10 protein-coding genes are annotated in these 14,221 nt (G+C 74.5%); 9 read left to right on the forward strand and 1 reads right to left on the reverse strand.

Annotated elements, in window-relative coordinates; genetic code table 11:
• The first annotated feature begins 4 nt into the window (after positions 1 to 4).
• Together pgk and BLU95_RS31335 are read left to right on the forward strand one after the other, a co-directional pair.
• Positions 5 to 1,300 (forward strand): phosphoglycerate kinase, encoded by a 1,296-nt coding sequence (gene pgk, locus BLU95_RS31330; protein WP_231978886.1) that lies wholly within the window; start codon positions 5 to 7, stop codon positions 1,298 to 1,300.
• Positions 1,290 to 2,444, forward strand: a complete 1,155-nt coding sequence (locus BLU95_RS31335; protein WP_093862936.1) for an iron-containing alcohol dehydrogenase — start codon at positions 1,290 to 1,292, stop codon at positions 2,442 to 2,444. The genes pgk and BLU95_RS31335 overlap by 11 nt, the downstream gene beginning before the upstream one ends.
• A gap of 157 nt (positions 2,445 to 2,601) precedes the next feature.
• On the opposite strand, the gene BLU95_RS31340 is transcribed toward BLU95_RS31335, so the two are convergent.
• Complete coding sequence (locus BLU95_RS31340; protein ID WP_231977918.1) at positions 2,602 to 4,956, reverse strand: collagenase; 2,355 nt, start codon at positions 4,954 to 4,956, stop codon at positions 2,602 to 2,604.
• 361 nt (positions 4,957 to 5,317) lie between these two features.
• Between BLU95_RS31340 and BLU95_RS31345 the strand changes: the two genes are divergently transcribed.
• From BLU95_RS31345 to BLU95_RS31375, 7 genes are all read left to right on the forward strand, one after another.
• Positions 5,318 to 6,547, forward strand: coding sequence for an aminotransferase class V-fold PLP-dependent enzyme (locus BLU95_RS31345; protein WP_093862937.1), 1,230 nt, complete (start codon positions 5,318 to 5,320; stop codon positions 6,545 to 6,547).
• A 200-nt stretch (positions 6,548 to 6,747) separates the two neighbouring features.
• Positions 6,748 to 8,091, forward strand: a complete 1,344-nt coding sequence (locus BLU95_RS31350; protein ID WP_093862938.1) for an extracellular solute-binding protein — start codon at positions 6,748 to 6,750, stop codon at positions 8,089 to 8,091.
• Positions 8,088 to 9,020 carry a carbohydrate ABC transporter permease gene (locus BLU95_RS31355; protein ID WP_231977919.1) on the forward strand — a complete coding sequence of 311 codons (933 nt, stop codon included), beginning with the start codon at positions 8,088 to 8,090 and terminating at the stop codon, positions 9,018 to 9,020. The genes BLU95_RS31350 and BLU95_RS31355 overlap by 4 nt, the downstream gene beginning before the upstream one ends.
• Positions 9,017 to 9,925, forward strand: coding sequence for a carbohydrate ABC transporter permease (locus BLU95_RS31360; protein ID WP_093862939.1), 909 nt, complete (start codon positions 9,017 to 9,019; stop codon positions 9,923 to 9,925). The genes BLU95_RS31355 and BLU95_RS31360 overlap by 4 nt, the downstream gene beginning before the upstream one ends.
• An 8-nt stretch (positions 9,926 to 9,933) precedes the next feature.
• Complete coding sequence (locus tag BLU95_RS31365) at positions 9,934 to 11,691, forward strand: glycoside hydrolase family 36 protein (RefSeq protein WP_093862940.1); 1,758 nt, start codon at positions 9,934 to 9,936, stop codon at positions 11,689 to 11,691.
• Between the two features lie 43 nt (positions 11,692 to 11,734).
• Positions 11,735 to 12,766 carry a LacI family DNA-binding transcriptional regulator gene (locus BLU95_RS31370; RefSeq protein ID WP_093862941.1) on the forward strand — a complete coding sequence of 344 codons (1,032 nt, stop codon included), beginning with the start codon at positions 11,735 to 11,737 and terminating at the stop codon, positions 12,764 to 12,766.
• 182 nt (positions 12,767 to 12,948) lie between these two features.
• Positions 12,949 to 14,196, forward strand: a complete 1,248-nt coding sequence (locus tag BLU95_RS31375) for a styrene monooxygenase/indole monooxygenase family protein (RefSeq protein ID WP_093862942.1) — start codon at positions 12,949 to 12,951, stop codon at positions 14,194 to 14,196.
• The last annotated feature ends 25 nt before the right edge of the window (positions 14,197 to 14,221 follow it).

Below are 14,221 nucleotides of genomic sequence, written 5' to 3' on the forward strand. Positions count from 1 at the left end.
CAGGATGCGGCTGCTCGCCGACCACACCCCGGCGCCCGGCGAGCGCTGGATCTACTCGGCCGGGTTCAACGCCGGTCCCGCGCTCGCCGACACCGGCCGGATCGACGTCGAACTGGCCGACCTCGCCCGGCTGTCCGACGCCGGCGCGCGGACCGCCCTGCTCAGCCACCAGGGCAGCGCCAAGGACGGCAGCGCCCGCCACCTGGACTACCTCGCCGACTACCTCACCCGGCGGCTCGGCCGTCCGGTGGCGTACCTGCCGGAGAACAGCACGGCCCGCGCCCGGGGCTGGGCCCTGGCGCTGGAGCCCGGCGGGATCGCTCTGTTCGGCAACACCCGGCTGGACCCGCGCGAGGAGCGCGGTGACCCCGAACTCGCCCGTGACCTGGCCAGGTTGGGCGACCGGGTGGCGATCGGCGGCTTCTCCAAGGCGCACCGGCGGCACGCCTCCAACACCGGGCTGCTCGACCACCTTCCCGGCTGGGCCGCGGCCGGGCTGGTCGGGGAGGCCCGCGCCCTCGACCCCTGGGCGGCCGGAGCCGCGGCCGGTGGCAAAGCCGGTGGCAACGCCGGAGCCGACGGTAGTGGTGACCGCGCCGGTGACGGCGCCGGCGACGACGGCCCCTCGGTCGCGGTGCTCGGCGGCGTCAAACCGGAGAAGACCCTGATCGGCCTGCGCGGCCTCACCCGCACCCACCACCTGGTGATCCCGGGCGGAGTCGTGCTCAACACCCTGCTCGCCGTCACCGGCCACCGGATCGGCCGCTCCGAGCTGGGCAGCGACCCCGAGGGCTGCGCCCGGGTGGCCCGCGAGGTCCTGGCCCGCACCGGCGGGGCCGGCATCCACCTGCCGCGCGTGGTCGTCGCGGCCGGCCCGGACGGCACCGTCCGGCACCTGCCGCTCGACCGGGGCGTGCCGGACGACCACGCCATCGTCGACTTCGAGGTCCAGCCCGGCGCGATCGAGCTGCTCCGCCGCGCCGGACGGGTCCTGGTCGCCGGCACCCCCGGCCGCCACGCCGAGGGCAACCGGCACGCGGCGGCGGCCGTGCTCGCCGCCCGGGCGCACGCCCCCGGCCGCACGCTGCTGCTGGGCGGCGACACCGTGGCCGAACTGCCCTGGGACGGGCCGCGCTCCACCGGCGGGGGCTCGGCCCTGCAGTACCTGGTCGAGGGCACCTGCGCGGTGTTCGAGGCACTCGACGCCAACGCCGCCCGCACCGACCCGGCCCCGCGGCGGCCGGGCACCGATCCGACCCCGCACCAGCCCCGGCGAGGAGCCGCCCACGATGACCGCTGACCCGCACCCCGGCACCGTCGACCTGGACGACCTGCCCGTCCCCACCCGGGTGCTGCTCGGCCGGGGCGTGCTCGACCGGCTCGGCCCGCTCGCGGCCCCGCTGGGCGGCCACGCCCTGCTGGTCTGCGGCCGGACCGCGATGCGCCGCACCGGCATCCTGGACCGGGCGCTCGGCTCGCTCACCGCTGCCGGGCTCGCCGTCACGGTCTTCGACCGGATCGGCGCCAACCCCCGCTCGGACGAGATCGACGAGGCGCTCGCACTGGCCCGGGCGAACGGCTGCGACCTGGTGGTCGGCCTCGGCGGCGGCAGCGCCATCGACGCCGCGAAGGCCGTCGCGGTCGCGGGCGACGCCGACACGGTGCGCGAGCTGATCGGCCGCACCCTGCCCGGCTCCGCCGGCGCGCTGCCGGTCGTCGCCGTCCCGACCACCGCGGGAAGCGGCTCGGAGGTCACCCAGGGCGCCATCGTCACCGACGTGGTGCGGGGCTTCAAGTCCGGGATCCGGGGCGAGGACGTGGCCCCCAGGATCGCGCTCGTCGACCCGGACCTCACCGACCGGCTGCCCGTCGCCGTCGCCCTGGAGAGCGGCTTCGACGCGCTGGCCCACGCGGTCGAGGGCGCGGTCGCCAAGCGCGCGACCGAGCGCAGCCGGGCGTACTCCCACCGGGCCCTCGCCCTGATCCGCGACCACCTGCCCGGGCTCGCCCGCGGCGCGGCCACGCCCGAGGCCCGGGAGGCGATGGCACTGGCCGCCCTGCTGGGCGGGGTGAACGTCACCACCGTCAGCACCTGCCTGCCGCACCGCCTCCAGCAGGCCATGGGTGCCGTCGCCGGCAACCCGCTCTCGCACGGGCGCGGCCTGGCAATGCTCTACCCCGCCTGGCTGCGCAGCGCCCGCCCCTTCGCGGACGAGGCGTTCGACGCCATCGGGGACACCCTGGGGCACCGGGACGCCGCCACCGCCGTGGACGCGCTGCTCGCGCGCACCGGCCTGGGCACCTCGCTGACCGAACAGGGCTACACCGAACGGGACATCGACACCTTCGTGGCGGGGCTCAGCGGCAACCTGGAGAACGACCCGCACCCCGAGGTCGGCACCGGGCTGGTCCGCTCCCTCTACCGCGCCAGCCTGACCCGCTGACCCGCTGACCCGCCGACTCGCCGACTCGCCGACCCGCTGGCCCGCCGACCGGGTCCGGGGCCCGGAACGCCGCGCGGCCCCGGACGGTCGGTCCGGGGCCGCGCGGGTCAGTGCAGGGCGGGCCGGTCGGGCACCGCCGCGCCGTGGCGGGGAGGGGTCACCGGCGCAGCGGGCCCTCGCAGGTGTAGTCGGCGCTGCCGGCGCGGCCGGTGGGCCAGACCTCGACCTGGCCGAACCAGCAGTTCATGTCGGCGAGGTTGTTGGCGGCGGCGCCGCCGCGGGCGAGCAGGAAGTAGTCGACGGTGGCGGCCATGTCCGCACGGACCTGTCCGGCGTCGAGGGTGTTGGTGAGGTTGGCGGTCATCCGGCCGGTGCAGGTGAACCGCATGGTGTTGTTCCAGTCGGCGTTGTCCTTGCAGACCGGGGTGTTCTGGGTGGCGCGGGCGAACGCGTCCTGGACCTCGGAGGCCCAGGCGTAGCTGAGCCGACTGTTCGGCGTGTAGGTGGTGACCGGCACGTAGAGGTTGTCGGCGAGCGGGATCTCGGCGTCCAGGAAGGCGTTGTACTCGCGCTGGAGGGCGGCGTCCCGGCCGAGGCGGTCGCGCCAGGCGTTGTAGCCGGTGACGTCGTCGGCGCGCAGCAGCCGGTACATCTCGGCGAGCTGGTCGGGGTGGTGCTCGCCGAGCAGGTTGAAGAACGTGGCCGCGTACGGGTAGACCCGGAAGCCGAGGGTCTCCCAGCTGGCGTGCAGGATCTGATCGATCGTCAGGCGCGGTGTGCCGGATGCGCCTTCCTGGGCGATCTGGCGGACCATGTACTTGCGGGCCTTGACGCCGTCCCTGGAGGTGGAGCCGGCGAAGTACTCGGCGGTGCCCTCGTTCATCGCGAAGGTGGCGCTGCCCGGCCAGCGGGTGGTGTAGCCGGACTCCGGGATCGCCCAGCGGGCGTTCAGGTAGTGGGTGTACTCGTGCCGGAAGAGCTCCTCCAGGCTGAAGTACGACTCGGCGGTGGTCCGCTGGTAGGTGTAGAAGGTGGAGTTCTCCTCGATGAACATGCCGCCGTTCTCGACGTCGCCGATCCCGAACAGCAGGTACTGGAGCGAGCGGTAGTTGGTCTTGGTGTCGTACAGCTGCACCGTGAGGGTGGGGTGGGTGTCGTCCGCGAGCGGCCGGTCGGTGCCGAGGACCCGGAAGAACTGGGCCTTGACCTGCTTGGTGGCGTAGTACAGCTGGTCCGCGGTGGCCCGGTCGAGGGCGGTGCGGATGACCAGGGAGCCGTTGTCGTAGGTGTAGGTGTTCGGGAAGAACTGCCGGGTGAGCTCGGCCCGGCAGGCCCCGTACTGGCCGCAGAGGCCGAAGTCGTTGAGCGGGACGGCCAGGTTGAGCCAGGGGCGGCTGAGGCGGCCGAAGGTGTTCTGGACGGTGCCGACCACCGCGCCGATCTCGGCCCTGATCTCGGCCTTGAGCGAGTCCACCGCGGCGTACCGGGCGTACTCGTTCATGGCGTCGCCGACGGCCCACTCGGTGTCGGTGCCCTTGAGGTGGCCGTAGCCGGCGAAGGCGCGGATCGCCTGCCGGTAGCCGGGGGCGGCGACGGCGGCGGCCCGGAAGGCGCCGCCGTCCTCGGTGACGTTGTTGACGCCCTGGAAGTTGAGCTGGAGCACGGCCTGCAGGGCCCAGTTCCAGCCCCGGTCGCCGATGTACGCGGTGCCGGGGGTGGCGTACTGGCGCAGCACCCGCTCCAGCAGCGGGAGCCGGCCGGGGCGCAGCTTGGGGGCGGTGGAGGTCTGGAGCAGCTCGCCCATGGTGTTGCCGGCGGCGGTGGTGGGGTCGAACGCGCGGGGGTTGGCGGTGTAGGCGGCGATCGCGCGGTCGATCGCGGCCGCGGTGGCGTCGTCGTTGAGATCGAGCTCGGCACGGCCGTAGTCGAAGTAGACCGCGACGTGCAGGTAGTACCAGAGTTCCTGCTGGTTGCGGTTGTTGGCGCTGTCGAAGCCGGGGGAGAGGGCGGTGATCCGGTCGGCGACGGCGCGCACGTGGGCCGGGGTCAGCACCTTGGCGAGCCCGGGGCTCCAGTCGACCAGCAGCGGGCGCAGACAGCCCTCGTAGGTGTGCGATCGGTCGGCGAGGAAGTCGGCCAGGGCGGCCGGGGACAGGGCGGTGAAGGAGGCGAGCGAGCACGCCGCGGAGGCGTCCGCGGCGGCCGGGGCGGCCTGGGCCACGGGGGTGGCCGGGTCGGTGGCCGGCCGGGTGGCGTCCGTGGTGGGCTGGAGCGCTTCGTTGCCGGGTGCCCCCTCGGGGCCGGGGGCGCCGGTGGTGCTGCTGCCGTGGGCGACGTCGCCGGTGGGGCCGGCGGGATGGGCGGCGGTCCCGCCGAAGGCGGTGGCCGGGTCGGTGGCCCGCTCGGCGGCGGGGGGTGCGACGGCCCGGGCGCTCTGGACGAGCGGGGCGGCCATGGTGACGGCGAGGGCCGCGGAGAGCAGGGCCGAGCGCAGGCGCGGGGTGGTTGGCACAGGAACTCCATGGGGTGGGGGCGCGCGGGGTGGGCGGGTTGGGGGCCGGAGCCGTGGGGGGCGCCGGGTCCGCCGGACCGTGCGGGAGTACGGGTGACGCCGAGGGAAACGAAGATGATCTCTCGACTCACTGGCCAGTAAAATAGTAATGTCAAATTGCATTGCGCAAGGGCTGGTCGGAGGGCAGATCGGCCGCCGGTAACGAGAGGGTCTCGACCGGGGGTCGGTGGCGCGCAGGGTCTTGACGGGGAATCGGCCGGGGGCGTTTGCTGGCTCCCGCTCGTTGAAGGTTGATCGGTTCTGTTCGTTTGTGTGGGATTTGAACGTTCAAATCACTGCGCCGCCCGACCAAGGAAAGGTCATGCCCGAGTACCTGAAGAAGTTCGCCGAGCCGTTCGGCTACCTGGACTTCGCCCGCTTCGGGCCGGTGTCGGAACCGGTCCGCCGGGTGCTGCTCCGCGAGGCCGACCGGCTCCACCGGCACGGCTGGGACGCGCTCGAGAGCCTCGACGCGGACACCGCGGCGGCGGCCCGGACGGCCGGCGGGCTGCTGGGCTGCGCGCCGCACGAGATCGCCTTCGTCGGCTCCACCTCGCACGGGCTCTTCGCCGCCGCCCACGCGGTCGGCGCGGGTGCGGTCGGCGCCGGTGCGGGGGGTGCGGGCGCGGGGGGTGCCGGTGCGGAGGGACGCCGGTCCGCCCCGGACGGGACGGTGCTGGTGGCGCGGAACGACTTCCCCGGCGCCGTCTACCCCTGGCTGCGCGCCGCCGGCAACGGCGGACTGACGGTCCGTCAGATCGAGGGCCCGGTCACCGCCGACCTGGTCCGGGCCCACCTGGACGACCGGGTGCGCGCCGTCGCCGTCTGCGCCGTCGATGCGGCCACCGGGTACCGGGCGCCGCTGGCCGCGATCAAGGAACTGATCGGGCCGGACCGGATCCTGGTGGTCGACGCCGTCCAGGCCCTCGGCGCCGTGGAGTTCGCCGCCGACGCGGCCGACGTGCTCGCCGCCGGCGGCCAGAAGTGGCTCCGGGCCGGCTGGGGCGCGGCGGTGCTGATGGTCCGCGACCGGACCGCCGACCGGATCGGACCCGGGCTCGGCGGCTGGTCCGGGGTGGTCGACCCGATCGACGCGCCCGCCCACCCGTGCCCGCCCCGGCCCGGAGCCGTCGCCCACACCCTCACCAACCCCGACGGCCCCGCCGTCGCCGCCCTGGGCGCCGCGCTCGCCCTGGTGCGGGAGGAGGGTGCCGGCCGGATCGAGGCCCGGATCGGTGAGGTGCTCGGCGGACTGCTCGCCGCCGCCCGCGCCGCGGGCGCCGAGACCGGCGGCGGCCCGACGGCGGACGCCCCCTACGGCACCCACCGCGGTGCCGGGGACCCGGTCGCCGTCGGCAGCGGCATCGCCCGGTTGCGGCTCCCCGGCGCCGACCCCGTCGCCGTGCACCGCGCGCTGACCGACGCGGGCCTGGCGACCACCCTGCGGGCCGGCTGGATCCGGCTCTCCCCGCACGCGAGCACCGACCCCGCGGCCGCCGAACTGCTCGGCGCGACGCTCGCCCATGTACGGCGGGGCGCCCGCACCGCCTGAGCGGACGCCCCGCGGCCCGGCCGTCCCCGCCTCCCGGCGGGGCGGCCCGGCACCCCGCACCACCCGAACACCCCGCACCACGGAGTACCCCGCACCACGGAGTACCCCGACGCACCGTCCGCACCACCCGCATGCACCACCTGGCACCACCGACGTCCCACCCGTCCCGCTCGACGTCCACCCCCTCGGAAGGTCATGCCATGTCACACCTCTCCCGCCGCGACCTGCTCCGCGCCTCCGGCGCCGGCCTGCTGACCCTCACCGCCGGCGGCGCCCTCGCGGCCTGCGGCGGCTCCGGCGGTTCCGGCTCCTCCGGTGGGGACGCCGCCACCGGCACCGTCACCGTCTGGTCCTGGACCAGCGCCGCCGACGCCCTGCGCGGCGTCGTGCCCGCCTTCGAGAAGGACAACCCGGGCATCAAGGTCGACGTCCAGGACGTCGGCAACCCGGCCATCTGGGACAAGATCACCGTCGGCCTGGCGGCCGGCGGCCAGGGACTCGCCGACGTCCTGCACATCGGCTGCGACTACCTGCCCGGCTACCTGGAGAAGTTCCCCGACGGCCTCGCCGACCTCTCCGCCCTCGGCGCCGACGCCCACAAGGACAAGTTCACCAAGGGCCTGTGGCCGGTCGTCACGGACAAGGACGGCAAGGCCCGCGCCCTCCCCTGGGAGGTCAACGCCCAGGGCTTCTTCTACCGCAAGGACATGTTCGACCGGGCCAAGCTCGACCCGACCACGTTCGAGACCTGGGACGACGTGATCGCCGCCGCCGACGCCTTCAAGGCGGCCAACCCCGGCGTCGGCCTGGTCGGCATCAACAAGCCCGGCACCCCCGGCCCCGACGTCGACTTCCTGCAGTCCCTGATGCAGCAGCAGGGCGCGTTCTTCTTCGACCTCAAGGGCGACATCACCCTGACCTCGACCGAGTGCGTCCGCGCCCTCACCCTGGTCAAGCGCCTCAACGACGCCGGGCTCGTCCTGGAGACGCCCGGCTCCACCGCCTGGCGCACCCAGATGAAGGACAGCCAGCTCGGCGCCGGCCCGCAGCCCTCCTGGGCCGCGCACTACATCGAGACCAAGTTCCCCGACCTGAGCGGAAACTGGCGGCTCACCCGGCCGCCGGCCGTCACCCCCGGCGGCAAGCGCACCGCCATCGTGAACACCACCCACCTGGCCGTCGCCTCCTCCAGCCCCCGCCGCGCCGCCGCCTGGAAGTTCGTCGAGTACGCGCTCACCCGGGCCGACTCGGTCAACGCCATGTTCAAGGCCGGCAGCGTCTTCCCGGCGCTCACCGCCGCCTACCAGGACCCGATCTACAGCGAGCCGAGCGCCTACTACGGCGGCCAGCCGGTCCTGAAGACCTTCACCGACCTGCTCACCGAGGGCGGCGACGCCACCAACTACTCCGGCGACTACGCCCGCGCCCTCAAGCTGGTCAGCGACGCCCAGACCAAGGTCCTGGTCAAGGGCGGCGACCCGGCCGAGGCGCTCCAGGAGGCGGCCAAGCAGCTGGCCCAGCAGACCGGGCGCAAGATCAAGTGACCGCCGCCGCTCCTCCGGCCACCCGGCCGGCCGTCCCGGCGGCGGTCCGCCCGGCCGCCGTCCGGCGCGCCAGGCTCCGCCGCCGGGCCGTGCCCTACCTGCTGCTCGCGCCCGCGCTGATCCTCTTCGGGGTCTTCAAGGCCTACCCGATCATCTCCTCGATGCTGCTGTCGCTGACCGCCGGCTCCGGCAGCGTCACCCACAGCGCCGGCCTCGCCAACTACCAGCGGCTGCTGCACGACCCGCTGTTCTGGACCGCGCTCGGCAACACCGCCCGGATCCTGGTCGTGCAGGTCCCGGTGATGCTCGCGCTCGCCCTCCTGCTCGCCGTCGGCCTCAACGCGGCCTTCGTCCGCTGGCGCGCCGTGTGGCGGCTCGGCGTCTTCATGCCCACCGTGACCGGGCTGGTCGCCACCGGCATCCTGTTCTCCTTCCTCCTCAACACCAAGGACGGTGCGGTCAACAACGCCCTGGGTGCGATCGGCCTGCCCGGCGTCGACTGGTTCGGCGACGGCTTCTGGGCCCGGATGGCCGTCGTCCTCGTGCTGACCTGGCACTACACCGGCTACAACGCCGTCATCTACCTGGCCGGCCTGCAGGGCATCCCCAAGGAGCTGTACGAGGCGGCCATGGTCGACGGCGCCGGACCGGTCCGCCGGTTCCGCTCCGTCACCCTGCCCGCGCTGCGGCCCGTGCTGCTGTTCACCGTGGTGCTCTCCACCATCGGCACCCTCCAACTCTTCGACGAGCCCTACGTCCTGACCCGCGGCGGCCCCGACAACGCGACCCTCACCGTCTCGATGTACCTGTACGACAACGGCTTCCGCTACTTCGACTTCGGCTACGCCTCCGCCATCGCCTACGCGCTCACCCTGCTCGTCTCGGTGCTCGGCGCGGCCCAGATGCGCCTGATGGGAGAACGCGAATGACCACTGCCGCCACCTCCGCCGGGCCCGTCGCGCCGGGCCCGGCGGCCCCGCCCGCCGCCCCGGAGCCGACCGGCCCGAGTCCCTGGCGCCGGCTGCGCGGCTGGCCGCTCACCCTGGTGCTCGCCGCCGTCACCGGGCTCTCGATCGCCCCGTTCTACTGGCTGGTGGTCTCCGCCACCCGCAGTGACGGCGAGATCTTCTCCTGGCCGCCGAAGCTGCTGCCCGGCTCCCACCTGGGCGACAACATCGGGCACCTCCAGGACCGGATCGGCCTCGGCCGGGTCCTGCTCAACTCGCTCCTGGTGTCCGGCCTGCAGACCCTCGGCGGGCTCGTCGTGGCACTGCTGGCCGGGTACGCCTTCGCCAAGTTCCGGTTCCGCGGCCGCACGGTGCTGTTCGCGGTCCTGCTCTCGACCCTGGTCGTGCCGGACCAGGTGATGCTCGTCCCGCTGTTCAAGATGATGATGTCCTTCGGGTTGCTCGACAGCTACCAGGCGCTGATCCTGCCCGGCCTGTGCGTGCCGTTCGCGATCTTCCTGATGCGGCAGTCCCTCAGCGCCATGCCGGACGAACTCCTCGACGCCGCCCGGGTCGACGGCGCCGGCGAACTGCGGGTGCTGTTCGGCATCGTGGTCCCGGTCATGCGGCCGGTGCTCGCCGCGCTGGGCATCTTCCTCTTCCTCGGCTCCTGGAACAGCTTCGTCTGGCCGCTGATCGCCCTGCGCAGCACCGACATGCACACCCTGCCGGTCGCCCTCGCCACCCTCCAGGGCATGAAGGCCAACACCGACTACGGCTCGATCCTCGCCGGAACCGCGATATCCACCCTGCCGATGATGGTCCTCTTCCTGGTCCTCCAGCGGCAGTTCATCTCCGGCCTGCTGGCCGGTGCCACGAAGGGCTGAACCCGACCATGACGGACACCAGCGAAGAGATCTGGGAACCCCACGCCCCCACCACCACCGCCCGCCCCCGCAGGGTGGACGTGCCCGCCCCCTTCGCCGGACGGCTGGAGCTGCTGGTCGCCGGGACGGCGACCGTCGACGTCCTCGCCGAGGGCGTCGTCGAGGTGACCGCCGAGGACCCCGACGGCGGCACCGGTGACGTGCGGATCGAGTGGCGCGTCCCCTGCGTCGACGTCACCTCCTTCTGGACCCCCGAGCCGCGCGGCACCGGCTGGCTGCCCGCCTCCTGGAGCGCCCCGCGCCGTGTCGGCCTCTCCCGCGGCGCCCCCGTCGCCGCCCTCGTCGGCACCGGGGACACCACCGTCTGCGCCTTCGCCGCCGACCGCGAGGAGGTGCTGGCGAGCGGCGGCGTGGTCGAGGAGACCGGTGAGTTCCGGTTCTGGGTCCAGGCCGCCGGCCGCCTCACCGTCCGCATCGACACTTCCGGCCGGCACTTCGGCCGCAGCCTCGCCGAACTCGCGGGCTGGTGGGCCGGGGACCGCCCGGTCCACGTCCCCGACGCCGCCCGCCTCCCCGCCTACTCCACCTGGTACGCGCTGCACCAGAACATCACCCCGGAGAGCGTCGAACGGCAGGCCGCCCTCGGCAAGGAGCTCGGCCTCGACACGATCATCGTCGACGACGGCTGGATGACCACCGACCGCACCCGCGGCTACGCCCACTGCGGCGACTGGGAACCCCACTCGCTGCCCGACACCGCCGCCCACGTGGCCCGCGTCCACGACCTCGGCGTCCAGTACATGCTCTGGTACGCGCTGCCGTTCGTCGGCAAGGACAGCGCCGCCTGGGCCGAACTGAGCCGGTACGCCCTCGTGGACGCCGCCCACATGGGCGCCGTCGTCGTCGACCCCCGGTACCCGGCGGTCCGCGCCCACCTGGTCGACCGGCTCGCCCGGGCCGTCGAGGAATGGGGCATGGACGGGCTCAAGGTCGACTTCGTCGACTGGTTCGGCGTCCAGGACCCGCCCGCCCCCGGGCCGGAGGCCGACTGCGCCACCGTCGACGAGGGACTGCACCTGCTGCTCGCCGGGATCCGCCGCCGGACCGCGGCCGCCGCGCCCGAGTCGATGATCGAGCACCGCCAGCCCTACGTCAGCCCCGGCCTGTGGCCCTACGCCACCATGGTCCGGGCCGTCGACTGCCCGCTCAGCCCGCAGGAGAACCGGCAGCGCGTCCTCGACACCCGGCTGATCGCCGGACCGCTCGCCGTCCACTCCGACATGCTGATGTGGCACCCCGCCGAACCGGTCGAGCAGATCGCCTGCCACCTGATCAACGTCCTGTTCGGCGTGCCGCAGATCTCCGTCGACCTCGCCGTCCAGAGCCCCGCCCAGCGCGAGGCGCTCGCGTTCTGGCTCGGTGTCTCCCGCGCCCACGTCGACACCCTGCAGCTCGGCGAGTTCCGCCCGGCCCGGCCCGATCTCGGCTACCCGATGGCCGTCGCGGTCGGCGACGGCACCACCGTCGTCGCCCGGTACGCGGCACTGCCGGTCGCCACCGGCACGGACGGCGCCGGGGAGTGGCGTACGCTGCTGGTCGCCAACGCCGACGCCGACCCCGGGGTCCGTCTCACCGGCGGCCGGGGCACCGCCGAGGCAACCGTCCAGGACGCCCGCGGCCGGACCGTCGGCACCTCGACCGTCCACCTGGACGGCGGCCTCGTCGACGTCCCGCGCGGCGGCCTGCTGACCCTCCGCCGGGTCTGACGGCCGGCACCCGGCGGCGCGGCGCCCATGTGAAGGAGAACCGATGACCACCCCGGGAGCACGCCCCGCGCGCCGCGTCACCACCATCGCGGACGTGGCCCGGGCGGCCGAGGTGTCCCGGCAGACCGTCTCCAACACGCTCAACGCCCCGCACCGGGTCCGCCCCGACACCCTCGCCCGGGTCAACGCGGCGATCGAGCGGCTCGGGTACCGGCCCGACCAGTCCGCCCGGTCGCTGCGCACCGGCGAGCGCCGCACCATCGGCTACCTCGCCCCGGTCGACGACCCCTTCGACCCCAACCCGCTGATGGCGGGCTTCCTCGAGGCCCTCGTCGACGCGGCCGGGGCGGTGGGCCACCACGTGCTGCTCCTGCGCCCGGCGGCGGGGGAGCAGCACGTCCGGGCGGTGATCGACGGCGTGGTGGCGGCCCGCCAGGTCGACGGCCTGGTCCTCGCCGACGTCCTCCCCGACGACCCCCGCGCCGCCCACGCGGCCCGGGTCGGCATCCCCTTCGCCGCCTTCGGCCGCACCGGGCCCGGCCTCCCGCAGCACTGGGCCGACATCGACAACGCGGCCGCCACCGCCGAGGTCGCCCGCCACCTCGCCGCCCGCGGCCACCGCCGGGTCGCCTTCGTCGGCGCGGCCACCGCCCTGCCGTGGCTCGCCGCCCGCCGCGAGGGCTTCCACCGCGAGGCTGCCCGGCTCGGCCTCTCCCTCGCCCCGCAGGACGCGGCCGGCGGCCTCCGTGCCCTGCTGCGCGACCCGGACCGGCCGACCGCCCTCGCCGCCGACAACGACCTCGCCGCCCTCGACATCTACGAGGCCGCCCGGGCGGAGGGCCTCCGGGTCGGCCGCGACCTCGCCGTCACCGGCTTCCACGACACCCCCCTCGCCCGCCACCTCCACCCGCCGCTGACCTCGGTGCGGCTTCCCCTGCGGACCATCGCCACCACGGTCGTCACCCGTCTGCTGGCCCAGTTGCGCTCCGACGTGCCGACTCCGGCGGAGGGTGTCGAGCTGGCGGCCGAGCTGGTGGTCCGGGAGAGCTCCGACCACCCGGTGCCGCGCACCTGACCGGGCGGACCGTGGAGGTCCCGGCCGAGGTTGCTGCCCCTCGCCCCTCGGGGACGGCCACCGGACGTCCGGCGTCGCCGGCGACCGGGGGATGCCGGGCCTCGTCGGCGGAAACCGGAGGTTCAGCACTCGAACTGACGTAACATCACCTCCTTCGTTCGTCGTCGGCACGGAGGTGCGGGATGCGTCGGGTTGCGATCGTCGGGGCGGGACAGGCGGGGTTGCAGGTGGCGTTGGGGCTGCTGGCGGCCGGTGGGTACGAGGTGACGGTGGTGTCCGGCCGGACGGCGGAGCAACTGCGGTCGGGGCCGGTGCTGTCGACGCAGGCGATGTTCGGCCCGGCGCTGCGGGTGGAGCGGGCGGCCGGGCTGGACCTGTGGGCGGGGGAGGCACCCCAGGTGCGCTCGGTGGACGCCGTACTGGTGCCCGAACCCGGCCTGCGGGCACTGGAGTTCACGATGACCCTGGACGAGCCCGCGCAGTCGGTGGACCAGCGCATCAAGATGGCGCGCTGGCTGGAGCTGGTCGAGGAGCGCGGCGGGCGGGTCGAGTACCGGGAGCTGGACCGGTCCGGGCTGGGGGAGTTGGCGGCGGCACACGAACTGACCCTGGTCGCGGTGGGGCGGGGCGAACTGGCCGGGATCTTCGCACGGGACGCGGCCCGCTCGCCTTTCGACGCCCCGCAGCGGCGACTGGCGGCGCTGTACGCGCACGGCGTGGGCGCGCCCGATCCGGCGGCCGGCCCGCGGGCGCGGATGCACGCGGTGCCCGGAATCGGCGAGTTGTACCTCCAGCCGGCCCTCACCCGGTCGGGACCGTGCGACATCCTGCTCTGGGAGGCGGTGCCCGGGAGCGTCTTCGACTGTTTCGGCGACCGGCCGACGGGCACCGAACAACTGCGCCGGATGCGGGAGTTGATGGCGGAGTTCATTCCGTGGGAGGCGGAGTCGTGGGCCGCTGCCGAGCCGACCGACGCGGGCGCTTCGCTGTACGGCGCGCTGACCCCGGTGGTGCGCCACCCGGTGGCACGGCTGGACGACGGTGGGGCGGTGCTGGGCATCGGGGACGCATTGGTGGTCAACGACCCGATCACCGGCCAGGGCGCCAACAGCGCGGCGCGGGCGGCCGAGACGTATCTGCGGGCGATCGTCGGCCGGGGCGACGGGCCGTTCACGGTGGAGTGGATGACGGAGCTGTTCGAGGGCCACTGGGAGCGGCACGCCCGCCACGGGGTGGCGCTGACGGCGGACCTGCTGACGATGCCGGAGCACCTCCAGGGGGTGTTCGGCGCCGCCGCCGAGCACGAGCAGGTGGCCCGCCGGCTGGCCAACACCTACGCCGAACCCGCCGACCACGCGGCCTGGCTGGCCACGCCGGAGCTGACGGCGGCCTATCTGGCCTCGCTTCCCGGTCCGGGCGGAAGCGGCTGATCCGCTGTCATGATCGCGCCGTGCG

Origin of the sequence: Streptomyces sp. TLI_053 (assembly GCF_900105395.1) — a bacterium.
Lineage (GTDB): Bacteria > Actinomycetota > Actinomycetes > Streptomycetales > Streptomycetaceae > Kitasatospora.